Source organism: Candidatus Neomarinimicrobiota bacterium (genome assembly GCA_018651745.1).
In the GTDB taxonomy this organism is placed as follows: domain Bacteria; phylum Fidelibacterota; class Marinisomatia; order Marinisomatales; family TCS55; genus JAAZYX01.
On sequence record JABIDL010000026.1, the window covers coordinates 17,964 to 34,968 of the forward strand.

The following is a 17,005-nucleotide window of genomic DNA, read 5'->3' on the forward strand; positions in this document are numbered from 1 at the left end:
ATGTTGAAGAAAGAAATGGAATTGGGTGGAAGAACACTTTCAATTCAAACTGGAACGATAGCAAGACAGGCGGCAGGATCTGTAATTGTAACCTATGGAGAAACCTGTGTAATTATCGCTGTAAATGCAGCAAAAGAAGTTCGTGAAGGAATTGATTTTTTCCCGTTGCAGGTGGAATATAGGGAAAGACATTATGCCGGTGGAAAAATTCCGGGTGGTTTTTTTAAGCGAGAAGCACGACCATCAGAACACGAAATTCTGACAAGTAGATTAACAGATCGTCCTATCAGACCTTTGTTTCCAAAATCATTTAAATATGAAACGCAGGTCATAGCAACCGTCCTTTCAAGCGATGGTGAAAATATGGCTGACACTCTTACCGGTATCGGCGCATCTGCTGCACTTATGATTTCTGATATTCCTTGGAATGGTCCCATCGCAACGGTTCGAGTTGGGAGATTGAATGATTCGTTTGTCATTAATCCTACTCGGGAAGAGATGAATGAGTCCGATATGGAAATTATGGTTTCCGGAAATGAAAATACCGTTGTCATGGTGGAAGGAGAAGCTAAAAACATTTCTGAGGAAGATTTTGTACTTGCTTTGGAATTTGCTCAGGATCATATCAAAGAAATCATTGATCTTCAAAAATCTTTAGTCGCAGAATGCGATGTAGTCAAACGTCCGATTCCCGAATCAGAAGAAAATGAAGATTTGGCGAAGGAAGTTAAAGATCGTGTCGCAAGTGATATTGACAATGCGATTCAAATTGCAGATAAACATGATCGTGAAAAAGCAATTGATGATATTCATGAGAAAACGCAATTAGATTTAGAAGAAACTTATCCGGATAATAGTCAATTGATCAAAGATCATATCAACACTCTATTAAAGGAAGCGTTTAGAGAAAATATTCTTGCAAAAGGAATTCGAAGTGATGGAAGATCTACGACGGATATTCGTCCGATTACGATTGAATCTGGATTACTGCCTCGTACACATGGTTCTGCCTTGTTTACTCGCGGCGAAACCCAGGCATTGGTCGTCCTAACGCTTGGCTCTCCAAGAGATGAGCAAATTGTGGATAGCATGGATTTAGATACCAAGAAAAATTTCATGCTTCATTACAATTTCCCTCCATATTGTGTTGGTGAAACCGGAAGAATCGGATTTACAAGCAGAAGAGAAATAGGGCATGGAAATTTAGCGCAGCGTGCATTGAAACAAGTGCTACCGGATTACGACGATTTCCCATACACTATCCGGATTGTTTCGGAAATCATGGAATCAAATGGATCGTCCTCAATGGCGAGTATTTGCGGTGGTTCGTTGGCACTGATGAATTCCGGTGCACAGATTAAAGGTCATGTAGCCGGAATTGCAATGGGATTAATTACCGACGGGAAGCGTAATGCAATTTTAAGCGATATTCTTGGAGCCGAAGATCATCTAGGAGACATGGATTTTAAGGTAGCAGGAACTCGAGAAGGCATTACTGCGATCCAGCTCGATTTAAAAATTGAGGGGATTTCCTTTGAATTATTAAAAGAAGCGTTAGCCCAAGCAAAAACCGGAAGAGAACATATTTTAGATATAATGTATGATTCTATTTCTGATGCGCAAACAATGTCAGAATACGCTCCGAAAATTCTATCTATTCAAATTGCGCAGGAAAAAATCGGCGGACTTATTGGACCGGGTGGAAAAACGATTAAGAAAATCATTGCTGATACAGAATGCGAAGTAAATGTTGACGACGATGGAATGGTGACAGCAGCAAGTCTTGACCTTCGCCGTTGTCAGGAAGCAATTGAACTTGTAAAAGCAATTACCCTCGAACCTGAAGTTGGAATGGAATTCGATGGAACGGTCACGAGGTTAATGACATTTGGTGCGTTTGTAGAATTTGCACCGGGCCGGGAAGGCCTTGTTCATATTTCCGAACTTGAGTGGAGTAGGGTAGAAAAAGTCGAAGATGTTTTGAATCCAGGTGATAAAGTTAGGATCAAACTCATTAAGGTGGATGACCAAGGTCGTTTAGATTTTAGTCGGAAAGCTTTGCTGGAGAAACCGGAAGGGTGGACCCCACCGCCAAAACGCGACGATCATCGAGGTGGCAGAGGAAATTCCCGGGGAAATAAACCCTTTCGCAAAAAAAGATTTTGAAACATGAAAGAGCTGAAAATGAATTAATTTCTGTTCATAGTTTTCAGTTTTTTCAACTAAGATTAAATTAGTCACATGACCGATCACATTTCGATCAACTCAAACCTGGTTGAGATGGAATATGCCGTTCGAGGGAAAATTCCAATTCGTGCTGAGGAAATGGAAAAGGAAGGCAAACCGATCATTTCTTGTAATATCGGCAATCCACAAGCATTTGGACAAAAGCCGATTACTTTTTATAGGCAAGTCTTAAGTCTACTTGAATTTCCCTCTGCAATCAACAGGGAACGTGACTTCATTCATAACATTATTTCCGAGAAGGAATCTCTCTCTCTTTACTCTAATTCGATTCTAGAATACGCTGAATCAATCCTAATGGAGTTAAGATCGGGAACTGGAGCTTATTCAGAAAGTAAAGGTCCACTATTTATTCGAAAAGCGATTGCAAATTTTATCGATAATAGAGATAAATCTGAAAATTCTAAGAGTCAGCTTTCCAACTTCGACCATATATTTTTGACTGATGGCGCTAGCGATGGCGCAAAGCGGGTTCTAGAAATCCTAATCTCAGATAAAAATGATGGAATAATGATTCCAATTCCGCAGTATCCTCTCTATTCCGCTACGATTAGGCGGTGTGGCGGAACTCAGGTGAACTATTACCCCGATGAAGAATCTGACTGGTCATTGAACAAATCCATTTTAGAAGACTCATTTGCCGCTGCAGTTAAACAAGGAATAAAGGTCAAAGCGATTGTGGTTATTAATCCTGGAAATCCGACCGGCTCTATTTTGGACCAAGAAAGTATAGCGGTTTTGTTAGACTTTGCAGAAGAGCATGACTTGGCCATTATTGCCGACGAAGTATATCAAGATAATATTTATGGTGAAACTTTCACATCATTCGCTTCTGAAAAAGGTGAGAGGGACATACTTCTATTCAGTTTACACAGCTCCTCTAAAGGATTTCATGGTGAATGTGGACATCGGGGCGGTTATCTTGAAGTACGTGGTAATCCTGTGGTAAATGATTACGGAATCAACCTCATTGACATTTTATTGAAACAGGCTTCTGTAAGTTTATGCTCCAATACAATTGGTCAATGTCTTATTTATATGATGGTAAATCCGATAGAAAAGGACACAGAAGATTTTATTCATTATGAATCTGAGAAAACAAATATACTTACGGAGTTAAAGGAAAAAGCAACTATCATCAAGGAAGCTATCCAAGAAATGAATGGGATGGAAATTTTTGGCCGTACCGGCGCAATGTATCTTTTTCCACGAATCAATAAAATGCCGGCTGATAGAAATGATTTTGACTATTGTATGGCTCTGTTGGAAGAAACGGGATTATGTACTGTCAATGGTGCGGGGTTTGGCCAGAAAAATGGAACTCATCATTTAAGAATTGCATTTTTACCGCCCAAAAATAGATTAGAAATTGTTCTTCCTCAATGGATTCAATTTCATAATCAATTCGTTTCTCAATCATAAAATTTCGGTTATAATAATTTTCATCCTTAATAAATTTCAGTTGTAATAGGATTCTAACCTCTTTAATATAAAGTATTAGTTTAAGTAGAATATATCCATGAGCACTGACGCATTATCCATAAAGAAACTCTATTACTCCATTGGCGAAGTAAGTAAAATTACTGAATTAAAACAGTATGTCCTTCGGTACTGGGAAACAGAATTCAAACAACTAAAGCCTTCAAAAAATAGGGCAGGAAATCGTATTTACCGTCAACAAGATATTGACTTAATTCTTTTGATTAAAGATCTGCTTTATCGCCAAAAATTTACCATTGCTGGTGCGAGGGATAAATTAAAATCTGATGAGGCAAAATCTTCTATAGAGGAACAAAAACTCGATCGTGGTTCTGCTGAGGCGCCATCGAAATCCTTATCCTCTGAAATTCTATTAAATTTAAAACAGGATCTTGAATCAATTCTTGAAGGTATTAGAAAATCATAATAATCGGAACGTGGCGCAGCCCGGTAGCGCACTGCAATGGGGTTGCAGGGGCCGCAGGTTCAAATCCTGTCGTTCCGACTTTTGTTATTATTTTTTCGTATATTCTTAAACCTTATTTATTCTAAGGTTGACTAATTCGTAATTATTAAACATTAATTCAAAAGGAAAAACCTCATGAAACAAATTCTACTTAAAACTTTTTTGCCTTTTTTCATTGTTGGTTTGGCTGGCCTGTCCGGCCAAGGTCATGGCGGGCACGGAGGTGGGCATGGACATGGAGGCAATCATCTTACAACAGTTGATACTGTAACTACAACGGGAACGGCAATCGTCTTTAGCGATACTGGTCATTGTTTTATTCATACACGGTATTTTTTGGATACTGACGGAAATGATACCATTGATTTATCTTTAAGATTTGGACCTGAAAGTTATGAACCTGAAAGTGGCGCAGTGCGTCCTTTCGATGGAGATGAAATTACCGTAACAGGACGAGTCATCACAAGAAGAGGACATTCCACAATGAAAGTGTGGACTCTCAACAATATGGAATGGGTGAATCCTGATAGCGGCTACGGGGCACATAACGGCGGTGGCCTGGAAAATTATATAGATTCAGTTTCGGTTACCGGTACAATTATTGCTGAAACCGATTCTGTGCATGATAGAACAAGGTACTTCCTCGATTCAGACAGTGACGGATTAGCAGACTATAAGCTCAGGTTACGTTATTGGTTGCACACAGACTCATCTGCAACTCTACCTGAAAGCGGTGAAAATGTCTCCATTGAGGGATGGGCCCTTGACTGTGAAGTAGGGACGGATAAACTTTGGGTAGTTACAATGGAAGATTATAATCCTGCAAATCAACAATTGGGTACAGACGGCTATACATTTGCGACGGAATTCAAACTGTCCGCAATTAATTATCCTAATCCATTTAATCCAACGACGACTATTTCATATTTGGTTCCCGAAGCAGGGAATGTAAGTGTTAAAATTTTTGATATGCTCGGTCATGAAATCAAAACATTGGCTGTAGGATATCATTCGTCTGGCACTCACCACGTTTCCTGGAATGCGACCAATACTTCAGGAAAACCAGTTTCGGGCGGAATGTATTTCTATGTGATCCAGTCGGGAATTACAACCGTGAAGGAAAAATTGATATTCCTTAAATAATTTCTCTTTAAATCATGTAAAATAGCCTCCAGAAATGGGGGCTTTTTTATTTTAGGGATTCATTGATGTTGTTATAATTTTCACCCTTACTATGCATATATTTTCTGACCCATCCGTGTGGCAAGTTACCCTAATGTTAATGATTCTAATTGGGGTTGCGGTTTATGTCCGCCAATTCAAGACTATCGCAGGTCTTATCGTTGTATATATTGCATTTATTTCATTTTTCACACCTAAAGAAATACCTCATTCTATCCAAAACATACCAGCTCAAACTATACAAAACCAAATTGAAGAAATATCAGATACTTTACCCATGATAGAGGGAGAAAAAGCAAAAGATTCTTCAATCATTTCATTACCGAACATTACAAATGATATGCAAAATGTTCCTGATATTGGGAGTGATGTTTTCATTCAAACAATGGAAATAACCAAAACTGATACCTTATCAAATATTTTTATAATTCAAAAAATGGAAACATGCAGCAATGTTGTAAGTCAAACCCGACATCCGGTGGGTGTTGCCACTGAATTTCCTGATACTATTGATCAGGTGTATTGTTTTACCATGGTGCAAAATCTTGGGAAAACGCAATCGGTAAAACATGAATGGTCTTTTAATGGAACCGTTATTTCCACAATCCCAATGGAAATTGGTAGATCACATTATTGGCGTGCGTGGAGTTATCAAACTATTCAACCGAAGAATACGGGTGATTGGAGTGTGAGCATTAGCGATTCGAACGGAGTAACTCTTAGATCGATTGATTTTTCTATTTACTCCACAAAAACTGACGAAACACAGTCTGAATGAAACTGGTTTTCCTTCTATTACTATTTTTGATTTCCTGTAGGGAATCCATAAGCTACACACACATTCCCCTTTCTTGGATTCAAGAAGAAAGAAAAACACAACCTGGGTTAACTGTTTATTCCGGCAAGAATAAAAACATTCCGCTAAAGGTGTGGTACGCGAAGATAGAAAGGCCGGATTCTTTATATCATGTAAGAGCCCTCGTATCTTCTGATAATGATAAGAGAGAAACGCCAACCCAATTTTTAAATCGTACAGGTGCGGATCTGGTTATAAATGCAGGGTATTTCCGAATGGATAAAAACCCAACGACCCATGTTGGTTTTCTCTATTTATCCAATGAAATGTTTGAAAGACCGTTTTCTACACTTTTGAGATGGAATCGACGCTATCGAACCGCTAGAGGTGCTTTTGGAATTACCGAATCTGGTGAAGGAGAAATAACATGGTCATACACCCGAAATGACTCTTTATTTCGGTGGGAGAATGCAACACCAAATGAACCAAATCATCCTGTAAAATCGTTAGATTTCTCTGCTGCAAAATATTGGCCTGTTCAGGACGCAATACAAGCAGGACCTGTTCTTATCAAAGATGGTGAAATTAATATCACATCCGATGAAGAGTTATTTTTTAATACAACCATCCCAGGCGTTCATCCAAGATCTGCTGTTGGAATTGATGAAAATGGCAGTATTATTTTTTGCGTTGTAGATGGCAGACAATTGGAGAGCAGGGGAGTCGACTTAAATGAACTTGCCATCATAATGAAAGATATCGGTTGCGTAGACGCTTTAAATCTAGATGGCGGCGGATCTAGCGCAATGGTTGTAGGCGGGAAACTAATAAACCGACCCATCGGATTGGTTACAGAGCGTGAAGTCATGTCTGCATTTGGTGTTTTTTCTAGAGAATAAGAAATGCATTGGATTAGAAAAATATATGATTGGATGCTACATTGGGCAGAGACTCCCTATGGTCCGATCGCCCTTTTCTTTTTAGCTTTGGCTGAATCATCTTTTTTTCCAATTCCACCCGATGCTCTTCTCATAGCGCTTGCTCTCGGTCTTCGAACAAAATCATTACAATTTGCATTGCTATGTTCTGTCGGATCGGTAATCGGAGCGCTCATTGGTTATGGCATTGGTCATTACCTTTGGTGGAATGCGCAAAGTGATTTTTCCGGATTGGCGCTATTTTTCTTTAATCATATACCTGGATTTTCTGAAATCATTTTTAATTCAATCCAATCCAAATTTGAAGCGTATAATTTTTGGATTGTCTTTACTGCGGGATTTACGCCTATTCCTTTCAAGGTATTTACAATTTCAGCAGGTGCATTTGACGTCAATATATGGATGTTTTTAATCGCATCAACCGTAAGTCGATCTGCACGATTTTTTCTCGTCGGATGGCTTATTTGGAAATATGGTGACCCAATCCGCGAATTCATTGAAAAATATTTTAATATTTTGGCGATTATATTTACGATTTTATTGATAGGTGGATTTATTCTTATCAAGGTCTTCATTTAGTTGTAGAGATTGAAACATATCTTTTAGATTCTAGGACATTTTCGGGGTGTAGCGCAGCCCGGTTAGCGCGCGTCGTTCGGGACGACGAGGTCGGAGGTTCAAATCCTCTCACCCCGACAATTTGAAAAAAATAATGAGTTACGATCATAAAACCATAGAATCCAAGTGGCAAACTTACTGGGATGAGCATAAAACCTTTAAAACCGAGGATACCTCCGAAAAGCCCAAATACTATGTTCTAGACATGTTTCCCTATCCATCCGGGGCTGGGCTTCATGTTGGTCATCCTCTGGGGTATATTGCAACCGATATTGTAGCCCGCTATAAACGAATGCAAGGATTCAATGTGTTACATCCAATGGGTTGGGATGCGTTTGGGCTTCCAGCAGAACAATATGCAATCCAAACAGGAACCCATCCTTCGAAGACCACGGCAAAGAATATTGTTAATTTTCGTCGTCAAATTAAGATGTTAGGATTTTCCTATGACTGGGAACGTGAAATAAATACAACTGATCCGGATTATTATAAATGGACGCAATGGATTTTTCTTCAATTATTTAATAAAGGTTTGGCATACCAGGCTGAGTTTCCTGTGAACTGGTGCCCGGAATTAAAGACAGTCTTGGCCAATGAAGAGGTTATAGACGGAAAATCGGAACGCGGTGGACATCCTGTCAAACGAGTTCCAATGAAACAATGGATGCTCAAAATTACAGATTATGCAGAATCTTTATTGAATGGATTGGATGACCTTGACTGGCCGGATCATGTGAAAGATTTGCAAAGAAACTGGATCGGGAGGTCCGAGGGGGCAGATGTCGATTTTAAAGTAGAAAATAGAAAAGAAGTTATTCGAGTTTTCACAACTCGGCCGGATACTCTTTTTGGTGCTACTTATATGGTGCTTTCACCGGAACATCCCTTAGTGGAAACTCTGACTACCGATGATCATAAAGAATCCGCATCCAAATACCGTGATGCTGCAAGTCTGAAATCGGATCTCGAGAGAGGAGAGCTCAATAAAGACAAATCTGGGATATTTACCGGCACATTTGCAATAAACCCTGTTAATGGTGAAAAAATCCCCATTTGGATTGCTGATTATGTCCTGATGTCATACGGTACTGGCGCAATTATGGCAGTTCCGGGGCAGGATCAACGCGACTGGGATTTTGCATCCAAATTTGATTTACCCATCATTCGTACGGTCAATACTCCCGATGATTTCGATGGTGATGCGTTTTTAGATGATGGGCCAGCTATTAATAGTGATTTTTTAAATGGATTAAAAGTAGATGACGCCAAATCAGCCATGATCAATTACCTTGAGGAAAATAAAATAGGGAAGAGACAGATAAATTATAAATTAAGGGATTGGTTGTTTTCAAGACAAAGATATTGGGGCGAACCGTTCCCACTGGTGCATGCAAAAGGCAAAGTAAACCCGATTTCAGAGGATGATTTGCCCGTATTATTGCCGGAAGTAGAAAAATACAAACCTTCCGGAACAGGAGATTCCCCTTTAGCAAATATAACCGATTGGGTAGAAATGAAAGATGATAGCGGAAATATTATCGGTCTCAGAGAAACCCATACCATGCCTCAATGGGCTGGATCTTGCTGGTATTATTTGCGATATATTGATCCTTTAAATACTCAGGAAGGTTGGAACTCAAAAAAGGAACAATATTGGATGCCGGTTGATCTTTACATTGGCGGGCAGGAACATGCTGTGTTGCATTTGATGTATGCTCGTTTTTGGCATCATGTGTTATACGATTTAGGGTTTGTTTCCACAAAAGAACCATTTCAAAAATTATTCAATCAGGGAATGATTCTAGGTAACGATGGCTCAAAAATGAGTAAATCTAAAGGAAATGTTATCAACCCGGATGAAATAGTTGACGAATTTGGAGCAGATGCCATGCGATTATATGAAATGTTCATGGGCCCCTTAGACAAAGCAAAACCTTGGTCTGAAACCGGTTTGCAAGGATGCTCAAGATTTCTCAATAAAATTTTACGATTAATTATAAAAGATAATGAAATAAACGCAAATATTATTGAAGATGCAGCAAATGACGAAACAATTAAATTATTGCATCAAACAATCAAAAAAGTCACATATGATATCGAAAATTTGGATTTTAACACAGCTATTTCCCAAATGATGATTTTTACGAATCATTTAATTACGCAATCATCTATTAATCGAAAGATAATCGAATCATTCACATTATTATTAAACCCGTTTGTTCCTCATGTTGCTGAAGAAATATGGAATAAATTGGGACATACTAAATCAATTACGTACGAATCCTGGCCAAACTATGATCAAAACTTAATTATAGAAGAATTAATGACTATTGCAGTTCAAGTAAATGGTAAACTGCGAGCTAGTATTGAAATTGATGCTAATGCCGATAAAGACTTAATTATACAAACTACCAAAGAAAATGAAAAAATATCTCAATATTTAGACACCAAAGAAATTTTAAATGAAATATACGTCACAGGACGGTTAGTAAATTTTGTCATCAAGTGAGTAGTATTAAGTAGGCTGTGCAATTATACATAATATATGTTATGTGCAATTATTGGGTTGGGATGGTTTTTTTAAATTTCTGAAGGTTTTCCTTCTCTCCGATAAGCATTACCGTTTGATTCTTGGATAAAGCTGTATCGGGTTGCGGATTTAACATAACATCACCATTTTCCTCTACAATTCCAACAACCATTAAATTGAACTCATCTCTTAACCCTGAATCTCTGATTAAAACGCCATCGAAACGCGGTATTATTGATAAATCAATTTCATCAATGGCAAGATCTACATATTTCTGTTGTGGTGTTCCAATCACTACGCTGTCTTCTACAAATGGACTCAAAAGCATTTCTGACATTTTATGTCCGCCCGCCACGTATGGATTCACAATTTTATTGGCTCCTGCCCTTTTTAATTTTGCTGCTGTATCATAAATAGCATAACGAGAAACCAAAAAGGCATCTGTATTCAATGTTCTTACGGACATGGTTACAAAGAGATTATCTTGATCGGTTTCCAAGGTTACTACCACTCCTCTTGCAGTTTGAATACCGGCTTCAATCAAGGTTTCTTCAATGGTTGCATCACCAAAAATATAATCGAACCCCTTTTCTTTAATTTTGTCAATTTTGGTGTCTTTATTATCAATCACGACAAATGGAACATGCTTTTCTGCCAGTTCTCCGGCTATCACAGCACCCATCCGTCCATAACCACAAATAATGTAATGACCTTTTAGTTTTTGAATGTGTTTTTTCATTTTTCGACTCCGATATTGACCAAACTCCAATAGTTCAGTCCCAAATTGTGAAATAACGTAAGCAAATCCGCTCACACCGAAAATAATTAAGATCATTGCCCAAATTCGTCCGGCTTCGCTTAAGGGATGGACTTCTGCAAATCCAACTGTAGATAAGGTAATTACAGTCATATACAAACTGTCTATAATGCTCCAATCATCCCCCCCAATAGTAAAAAACCCAATGGTACCTGTTGTGAGCAAAACCAGAACAAAAGTTATAAATTTAAAAGATCTGTTGTTAAAGGGACTCATCTATCCAATCCAAGTATTTTTGTGAACCGCTTTCGATTGGCAACGAAATAATTTCAGGAACGTCATAACTATGTAGTTTCAGTATCAGTTTTTCTACTTCCCGCTCTTTTGACTTTTTAGTCTTAATGAACAATAAAAACTCGTTTTCCTCATTAATATTCCCTTCCCAGCGGTAAATGGATGAAATGTTCGGGATTATATTCACACATGCCACGACTCTTGATTGAACCAATGCGTTAGCGATGGTTTTTGCTTCAGCCTTAGAAGAAGTAGTTGTGAGTAAAACCCGATAATTCATACCCTAAAATTTACTACAGGAAATAATTATCGTTTAGCTCTACTATTAGATTGGATAAAGCCTGTGGATTTGGATAAGGAATTTTAAAATAATTATCCTAATCTGGTTTTGTACGCCCGACAGGATTCGAACCTGTGACCTTATGCTCCGGAGGCATACGCTCTATCCAGCTGAGCTACGGGCGCAAATAAATAAAAAAATTACAACAAATACTTTAGCATATTGAATCGAAGTACGACAAAATTACCACCTTCGTCATGCTCAGGGAATACTAGCTCATGGTGACAATAATCTTTCAGCAGCTTCCACTGTATTCTCAACCAGCATGGCGATAGTCATGGGTCCAACGCCACCCGGGACGGGAGTCAACGCAGTTGCTTTTTGAATCACAGAATCATACTCCGCATCTCCAACCAGTTTGTACCCTTTTTCCGAATCGTCTTCTACCCTGTTAATTCCAACGTCTATCACGACTGCACCTTCAGAAATATCATCACCCGAAATGGATTCCGGAACACCGGTTGCTGAAATAAGGATATCTGCAGAGCGTGTAAGTTCTTTTTGGTTTTGTGTATGGGTGTGGCACAAGGTAACAGTTGCATTTCCAGGGTTTCTTTTGAGACTTAACAAGATGGACATCGGCCTTCCAACAATGTTACTTCTCCCAACCACCACAACCCGCTTTCCATCTGTGTCAATATCATAATGTTCAAGAATTCTCAAAATTCCTTTTGGTGTACATGGAATAAATCGTGGGTTTCCGGCGGTTAAGAGTCCAAGATTTAGCGGATGAAATCCATCTACATCTTTGGAAGGGGCAACTGACAATAAAACATTTTGTTCATCTATAGATTTTGGCAGTGGAAGCTGTACAAGAATCCCGTGAAACCGATCATCAGCATTAAGTATCTGAATTTTTTCCAACAATTTCTCTTCTGAACAAGAATCCGGCAAGCGGATAGTTTCGGAATACAAATTAAGCTTTTCAAATTTTCTGGTTTTACTACGAACATACACTTGACTTGCCGGATTTTCTCCCACCAAAATAACTGCAAGTCCCGGCGTGATACTTGCTTCTTTTAAATGAGTAATCCTGGAATTCAGCGATGCATAAACAGACTCGCTTACTGTTTTCCCGGAAAGCAGTTGAGCTTCAGGCATGGTAGTATCCGAAATAAATTAAGCTAATTCTTGATCGATTTTATCAATTAGAGATAAAACCTTGGATTCTACTTCGCTCGACAAATTGTCTTTGTCTCTGTTCGATGTAAACAATTCATCTGTAACGTTCATTGCTGCAAGTATTGCGATTCGAGTCGAAGATTGAGACGAACTCAATCCATCTTGCACTTCGTGCATTTTGTTGTCTACATATTCAGCGATATTTTTGATATACGTTGAATCTGCAGGTGCTTTTACTGTGTACTCATGACCAAATATGGAAACTCGCACCAAATTGTCCGAATCGTCTATAGATTTATCTTGTTCGTTCATGATCTTAATTTACCATCAAAAATTTTTGAAACAACGTCTATAATTCCCTTAATCAATGGGTTTACGTCCGAATCTTCAAGTGTTTTTGAAGGATGCTGGAATACCAACCTAAATGTTACGGAACGGTTTCCCGATCCGATTGATTCATCTGAAAATTCGTTAACCGGCGACACTAATTTTAAAATATCGCCACCCTTTGTTTGCATTGATTCCAAAACGTCTCCTACCGAGACAGAATCGGATAACACAAAATTCAAATCTCGTTCACTCACAGGGTATGCGTTGATTTGTTTGAATTGTGTTGTTACATCTAATGCGTCCACAATCTGTTGGAATTCAAATTCGAATCCATAAATACCTCGTTTACCAGATTTGATTTTTTGAATAAATGATGTATTTACAATTCCTATCGTGCCAATATCATTTCCCGAAAGACGAATCGTTTGCGCATTGGAAAAAATATCCGATTTGCAAGGAAGAAATGCCAAATCTTGAATTCCAAACCGGGCTGCAATAGAAGTAATCACACCTTTGACAACAAATAAAGATGATTTTATTTGCGTTGAATGATGGATATCCTTATCAGTCCAATTTCCATGAATGACTCCAGCCATTTTTAGTTTTTCATGAATTCCTTTAAGCCCTTTTTTCTTTTGGACAAAAACATTTCCAATTTCATAGAGTCTTAAATCTTGTCTGCCATTTGCAATATTGAAATCAATTTTTTGTATCAATCCCGGGATTAAGGTTGTTCTTAAAAATGCCATTTTTTCACTCAATGGATTCTTCATGGCAACAGGTGTTTCCGCATGAGCGGATGCAATGCGTTTTGACTCTAATGAATTTGAATAACAATGTCCAAATCCAAACCCGGCCATAAATTGAACTACATCCTCAATGGATGCTTCCGGATCGGGTTTGCGAGATGAATGCACACCCGAAAAATGAACGCTCGATGGAACATTATCATACCCGTAAATTCGGATGATTTCTTCAATTAAATCAATTTCACGTTCTAAATCGGGCCGATAAGTTGGTATGTTACAAGACCACGATGAGGCATTCTTTTTTACAATCATCCCCAGTCCTTTTAACGTGTTTGAAACATGGGCATCAGAAATCTTTTGTCCTGAAATCAAATCAAGCTCTGATCTTCTAAGTGTTACTGATGTTTGTTTGAATTTTTTTGGGTACGCATCAATATAGCCTTTAATTGGATTTCCTCCTGCAAAATCAATGAGCAATTGAACCACCCGGTTATATGCAGCTACGCATCCGTTAATATCAGCGCCTCTTTCAAATCTGCGTGATGCTTCTGTTCTCAGTCCTAATGATTTTGCGCCTTTTCGAATTGTAATGGGATCAAAATAAGCACTTTCAATTAAAATAGAAGTTGTATCTTTTGTAACACCGGAATCTTCTCCACCCATAATTCCGGCGATTGCTAATGGATTTTTTCCATCGGTAATGAGACAATGGTCTGGGTTGAATGTATATTTTTCTCCGTCTAAACCAAGGATTGATTCACCCTTTTTTGCCTTGCGGACCTGAATTGCTTTCCCGGGAATTTTATCAAGATCAAACATATGTGTTGGATGACCGAATTCCAGTAAAACAAAATTAGATATATCTACCACATTGTTAATACTCCTCAAACCGGCGGCTTTTAGTTTTGTCACCATCCATTCCGGAGATGGCCCCACCGTTATTTCATTTACAATTCCGGCGATATATCTTGGGCAACCAATTTTGTCATCAATCGTAACTGAAATATGATCCTTCGATGGACTAACTGCTTTATGAACCGGTGATGTTGGAATTGTTAGTGTTCGACCGGTTTTTACCGCTAAATCTCGAGCTACTCCAATATGTGACAGCGCATCCGAACGATTTGGGGTCAAATCCAAATCGATAGCACTGAATTCACTTTTGAGCCATTTAGAAATAGAAGTTCCGATTTTTAAATTGTCTGGTAATTCCATAATACCTTCATGCTCATCTGAAATCCCCAGCTCCCTTTCGGAACAAATCATGCCGGTACTTTCTATTCCGCGAATCGTTACTTTTTTCAATATAAACCCACCGGGAAGTGATGATCCAACCGGCGCAAATGGAATGGAAAGGTTTTCACGAACATTCGGGGCACCACAAACAACTTCGACTGATTGCGAACCGTCAAAAACGGTCACCAAAGATAGTTTATCTGCATTTGGGTGTTTTCGCACAGATGTTATTTTCCCGACAATCAATCCCTTAACTTCACTAAAATTAGATGAAATTTCCGCTTCTAACCCCAGCATTGTTAGCATTTCAGAAAGATCTTCAAGCGATTCATTTACTTTAACATAATCGCTTAGCCAGCTAGTTGAAATTCGCATCAGAATTGCTCCAAAAAGCGTAAATCACCTTGATAAAATAAACGAATGTCATCAATGCCATACTTCAACATAGCGATGCGTTCAATTCCCATTCCAAACGCATATCCATGCCAAATTTTAGGATCGTATCCAACATTAGTAAATACCTCAGGATCCACCATTCCGCAACCCAATATTTCTAACCATTCACCTCTGGATTCGCTCCAAATATCCATTTCAGCACTTGGTTCGGTAAAAGGAAAAAAACTTGGTCGGAATCTCATTTTCACATCATCCCCAAAACATCTTTTTACGAATAATTCCAATGTACCTTTCAAATCTGGAAAGGAAACATTTTTATCTACATACAATCCTTCAACCTGATGAAATAAGCAATAGCTCTTAAAGCTGATGGCCTCATTTCGGTACACTCTCCCAGGTACAATATAACGAAGCGGTGGATTCTGATTTTCCATCAGATGGATTTGCACATTGGAAGTATGCGTTCTAAGGACTGTATTATCGTCAACGAAAAAAGTGTCCTGCATATCTCTCGCTGGATGATGCTTTGGAATATTTAGCGCCTGGAAATTATGATAATCATCATCAATTTCAGGACCGTATGCTACCGAAAACCCAATTGAAATAAAGATGTCTTTTATTTCTTTTAAGATTTGATGAAGCGGATGAATTGATCCTGTAGAAAAATTGAATCCTGGTAGTGAATAATCGATTCGCTGATCTTCATCCGCTTGGTCATCGATATCATCAGCGCCCGATATTTCCTTAAAGGCGTTCGATAGCTCGTCCCTCAATGAATTAAGCTGTTGACCAAATTTAGGTCGATCAGAAGGATCGGCATCCTTCAATTGCTGAAATAATGATGCAATTTCCCCTTTTCGCCCAAAATATCGGACACGCAACAATTCTTGTTCCTGAGGATCGGTCGGAAATTTCTCGACATCTGCCAAAAATGATTTCTTGACAGATTCAATGGACCGCTTAAGATCCATTTAACCCTGAACGGTTTTTACGAGCTCAGCAAAAGCATCAGGTTCTCTGACCGCTAAATCAGCCAGAACTTTTCTGTCCAGTTCGATTCCTTTATTTTTCAGACCGGCTATGAAAACGGAATATGAAATTCCATTCAATCGAGTCGCTGCATTTATTCTTGTAATCCACAGGCGTCGGAACTGGCGTTTTCTTTGGCGGCGGTCACGGTAGGCGTATGTACCTGCTCTAACCACAGCATCTTTGGCCGCTTTATAGGTGCGGCTCCGGGCACCATAGTAGCCCTTGGCCTGCTTTACGATTTTTCTGTGCCGACGATGTCGTGGAACAGATGAGTTTGCTCTTGGCATGATGTATCTCCTATTTAACTTTCGATCATACGTTTAACTCGTTTTTCCGTTGATTTTGAAACAAGTCCTGTTTTTCGCATTTTTCGTTTCGCATCTTTAGAACGGCGAATTAGCATATGTCTATGGTTTGCTTTATTTCTCTTTAACTTCCCGGTGCCGGTTTTTCCAAACCGTTTTGTTGCACCACTACGAGTTTTTTGTTTAGGCAT

Annotated in this window: 16 protein-coding genes and 3 tRNA genes; 10 read left to right on the forward strand and 9 right to left on the reverse strand. The window is 38.8% G+C overall.

The features are described 5' to 3' along the window. From HOD97_04400 to HOD97_04445, 10 genes are all read left to right on the forward strand, one after another. Positions 1-2,166, forward strand: a complete 2,166-nt coding sequence (locus HOD97_04400) for a polyribonucleotide nucleotidyltransferase (protein MBT4280843.1) — start codon at positions 1-3, stop codon at positions 2,164-2,166. Between the two features lie 75 nt (positions 2,167-2,241). Beyond that, positions 2,242-3,666 (forward strand): aminotransferase class I/II-fold pyridoxal phosphate-dependent enzyme, encoded by a 1,425-nt coding sequence (locus HOD97_04405; GenBank protein MBT4280844.1) that lies wholly within the window; start codon positions 2,242-2,244, stop codon positions 3,664-3,666. Positions 3,667-3,763: 97 nt separating this feature from the next. Further along, a complete protein-coding gene (locus HOD97_04410) occupies positions 3,764-4,150 on the forward strand; it encodes a MerR family transcriptional regulator (protein MBT4280845.1) in 387 nt (128 codons plus the stop codon). A 4-nt stretch (positions 4,151-4,154) separates the two neighbouring features. Further along, a tRNA-Pro gene (locus HOD97_04415) sits at positions 4,155-4,228 on the forward strand. 96 nt (positions 4,229-4,324) lie between these two features. Beyond that, a complete protein-coding gene (locus tag HOD97_04420) occupies positions 4,325-5,332 on the forward strand; it encodes a T9SS type A sorting domain-containing protein (protein ID MBT4280846.1) in 1,008 nt (335 codons plus the stop codon). A gap of 139 nt (positions 5,333-5,471) precedes the next feature. Further along, complete coding sequence (locus tag HOD97_04425) at positions 5,472-6,149, forward strand: DUF2914 domain-containing protein (GenBank protein ID MBT4280847.1); 678 nt, start codon at positions 5,472-5,474, stop codon at positions 6,147-6,149. Further along, positions 6,146-7,066, forward strand: a complete 921-nt coding sequence (locus HOD97_04430) for a phosphodiester glycosidase family protein (protein MBT4280848.1) — start codon at positions 6,146-6,148, stop codon at positions 7,064-7,066. The genes HOD97_04425 and HOD97_04430 overlap by 4 nt, the downstream gene beginning before the upstream one ends. 3 nt (positions 7,067-7,069) lie before the next feature. After that, on the forward strand, positions 7,070-7,684 hold the full coding sequence (locus tag HOD97_04435) for a DedA family protein (GenBank protein ID MBT4280849.1): 615 nt from the start codon (positions 7,070-7,072) through the stop codon (positions 7,682-7,684). 42 nt (positions 7,685-7,726) lie between these two features. After that, a tRNA-Pro gene (locus HOD97_04440) sits at positions 7,727-7,801 on the forward strand. A 16-nt stretch (positions 7,802-7,817) separates the two neighbouring features. Continuing rightward, entirely contained in the window at positions 7,818-10,232 is a 2,415-nt protein-coding gene (locus tag HOD97_04445) for a leucine--tRNA ligase (GenBank protein ID MBT4280850.1), read from the forward strand. Positions 10,233-10,281: 49 nt separating this feature from the next. On the opposite strand, the gene HOD97_04450 is transcribed toward HOD97_04445, so the two are convergent. The 9 genes from HOD97_04450 to rpmI form a co-directional block, all read right to left on the reverse strand. Then, on the reverse strand, positions 10,282-11,286 hold the full coding sequence (locus HOD97_04450) for a potassium channel protein (protein ID MBT4280851.1): 1,005 nt from the start codon (positions 11,284-11,286) through the stop codon (positions 10,282-10,284). Next, the gene (locus HOD97_04455) at positions 11,273-11,584 is read right to left on the reverse strand and encodes a divalent-cation tolerance protein CutA (protein ID MBT4280852.1); all 312 of its coding nucleotides are present in this window, start codon (positions 11,582-11,584) and stop codon (positions 11,273-11,275) included. The genes HOD97_04450 and HOD97_04455 overlap by 14 nt, the downstream gene beginning before the upstream one ends. Before the next feature lie 111 nt (positions 11,585-11,695). Further along, a tRNA-Arg gene (locus tag HOD97_04460) sits at positions 11,696-11,769 on the reverse strand. Between the two features lie 91 nt (positions 11,770-11,860). Beyond that, positions 11,861-12,745 (reverse strand): bifunctional 5,10-methylenetetrahydrofolate dehydrogenase/5,10-methenyltetrahydrofolate cyclohydrolase, encoded by an 885-nt coding sequence (locus HOD97_04465; protein ID MBT4280853.1) that lies wholly within the window; start codon positions 12,743-12,745, stop codon positions 11,861-11,863. 18 nt (positions 12,746-12,763) lie between these two features. After that, positions 12,764-13,078: a cell division protein ZapA gene (locus HOD97_04470; GenBank protein MBT4280854.1), complete on the reverse strand. Its 315-nt coding sequence runs from the start codon at positions 13,076-13,078 to the stop codon at positions 12,764-12,766. After that, a complete protein-coding gene (locus HOD97_04475) occupies positions 13,075-15,456 on the reverse strand; it encodes a phenylalanine--tRNA ligase subunit beta (protein ID MBT4280855.1) in 2,382 nt (793 codons plus the stop codon). The genes HOD97_04470 and HOD97_04475 overlap by 4 nt, the downstream gene beginning before the upstream one ends. Then, on the reverse strand, positions 15,456-16,448 hold the full coding sequence (gene pheS / locus HOD97_04480) for a phenylalanine--tRNA ligase subunit alpha (protein ID MBT4280856.1): 993 nt from the start codon (positions 16,446-16,448) through the stop codon (positions 15,456-15,458). The genes HOD97_04475 and pheS overlap by 1 nt, the downstream gene beginning before the upstream one ends. Continuing rightward, a complete protein-coding gene (rplT, locus tag HOD97_04485) occupies positions 16,449-16,796 on the reverse strand; it encodes a 50S ribosomal protein L20 (GenBank protein MBT4280857.1) in 348 nt (115 codons plus the stop codon). It abuts the gene before it with no gap. A 14-nt stretch (positions 16,797-16,810) separates the two neighbouring features. Beyond that, entirely contained in the window at positions 16,811-17,005 is a 195-nt protein-coding gene (gene rpmI, locus HOD97_04490) for a 50S ribosomal protein L35 (GenBank protein ID MBT4280858.1), read from the reverse strand.

What these genes read in the sequence shown, in the direction of transcription:
- HOD97_04400 (MBT4280843.1), top strand. Translation starts at nt 1, where the DNA reads ATGTTGAAGAAAGAAATGGAATTGGGTGGAAGAACACTTTCAATTCAA.
- HOD97_04405 (MBT4280844.1), top strand. Translation starts at nt 2,242, where the DNA reads ATGACCGATCACATTTCGATCAACTCAAACCTGGTTGAGATGGAATAT.
- HOD97_04410 (MBT4280845.1), top strand. Translation starts at nt 3,764, where the DNA reads ATGAGCACTGACGCATTATCCATAAAGAAACTCTATTACTCCATTGGC.
- HOD97_04420 (MBT4280846.1), top strand. Translation starts at nt 4,325, where the DNA reads ATGAAACAAATTCTACTTAAAACTTTTTTGCCTTTTTTCATTGTTGGT.
- HOD97_04425 (MBT4280847.1), top strand. Translation starts at nt 5,472, where the DNA reads ATGATTCTAATTGGGGTTGCGGTTTATGTCCGCCAATTCAAGACTATC.
- HOD97_04430 (MBT4280848.1), top strand. Translation starts at nt 6,146, where the DNA reads ATGAAACTGGTTTTCCTTCTATTACTATTTTTGATTTCCTGTAGGGAA.
- HOD97_04435 (MBT4280849.1), top strand. Translation starts at nt 7,070, where the DNA reads ATGCATTGGATTAGAAAAATATATGATTGGATGCTACATTGGGCAGAG.
- HOD97_04445 (MBT4280850.1), top strand. Translation starts at nt 7,818, where the DNA reads ATGAGTTACGATCATAAAACCATAGAATCCAAGTGGCAAACTTACTGG.
- HOD97_04450 (MBT4280851.1), bottom strand. Translation starts at nt 11,286, where the DNA reads ATGAGTCCCTTTAACAACAGATCTTTTAAATTTATAACTTTTGTTCTG.
- HOD97_04455 (MBT4280852.1), bottom strand. Translation starts at nt 11,584, where the DNA reads ATGAATTATCGGGTTTTACTCACAACTACTTCTTCTAAGGCTGAAGCA.
- HOD97_04465 (MBT4280853.1), bottom strand. Translation starts at nt 12,745, where the DNA reads ATGCCTGAAGCTCAACTGCTTTCCGGGAAAACAGTAAGCGAGTCTGTT.
- HOD97_04470 (MBT4280854.1), bottom strand. Translation starts at nt 13,078, where the DNA reads ATGAACGAACAAGATAAATCTATAGACGATTCGGACAATTTGGTGCGA.
- HOD97_04475 (MBT4280855.1), bottom strand. Translation starts at nt 15,456, where the DNA reads ATGCGAATTTCAACTAGCTGGCTAAGCGATTATGTTAAAGTAAATGAA.
- pheS (MBT4280856.1), bottom strand. Translation starts at nt 16,448, where the DNA reads ATGGATCTTAAGCGGTCCATTGAATCTGTCAAGAAATCATTTTTGGCA.
- rplT (MBT4280857.1), bottom strand. Translation starts at nt 16,796, where the DNA reads ATGCCAAGAGCAAACTCATCTGTTCCACGACATCGTCGGCACAGAAAA.
- rpmI (MBT4280858.1), bottom strand. Translation starts at nt 17,005, where the DNA reads ATGCCTAAACAAAAAACTCGTAGTGGTGCAACAAAACGGTTTGGAAAA.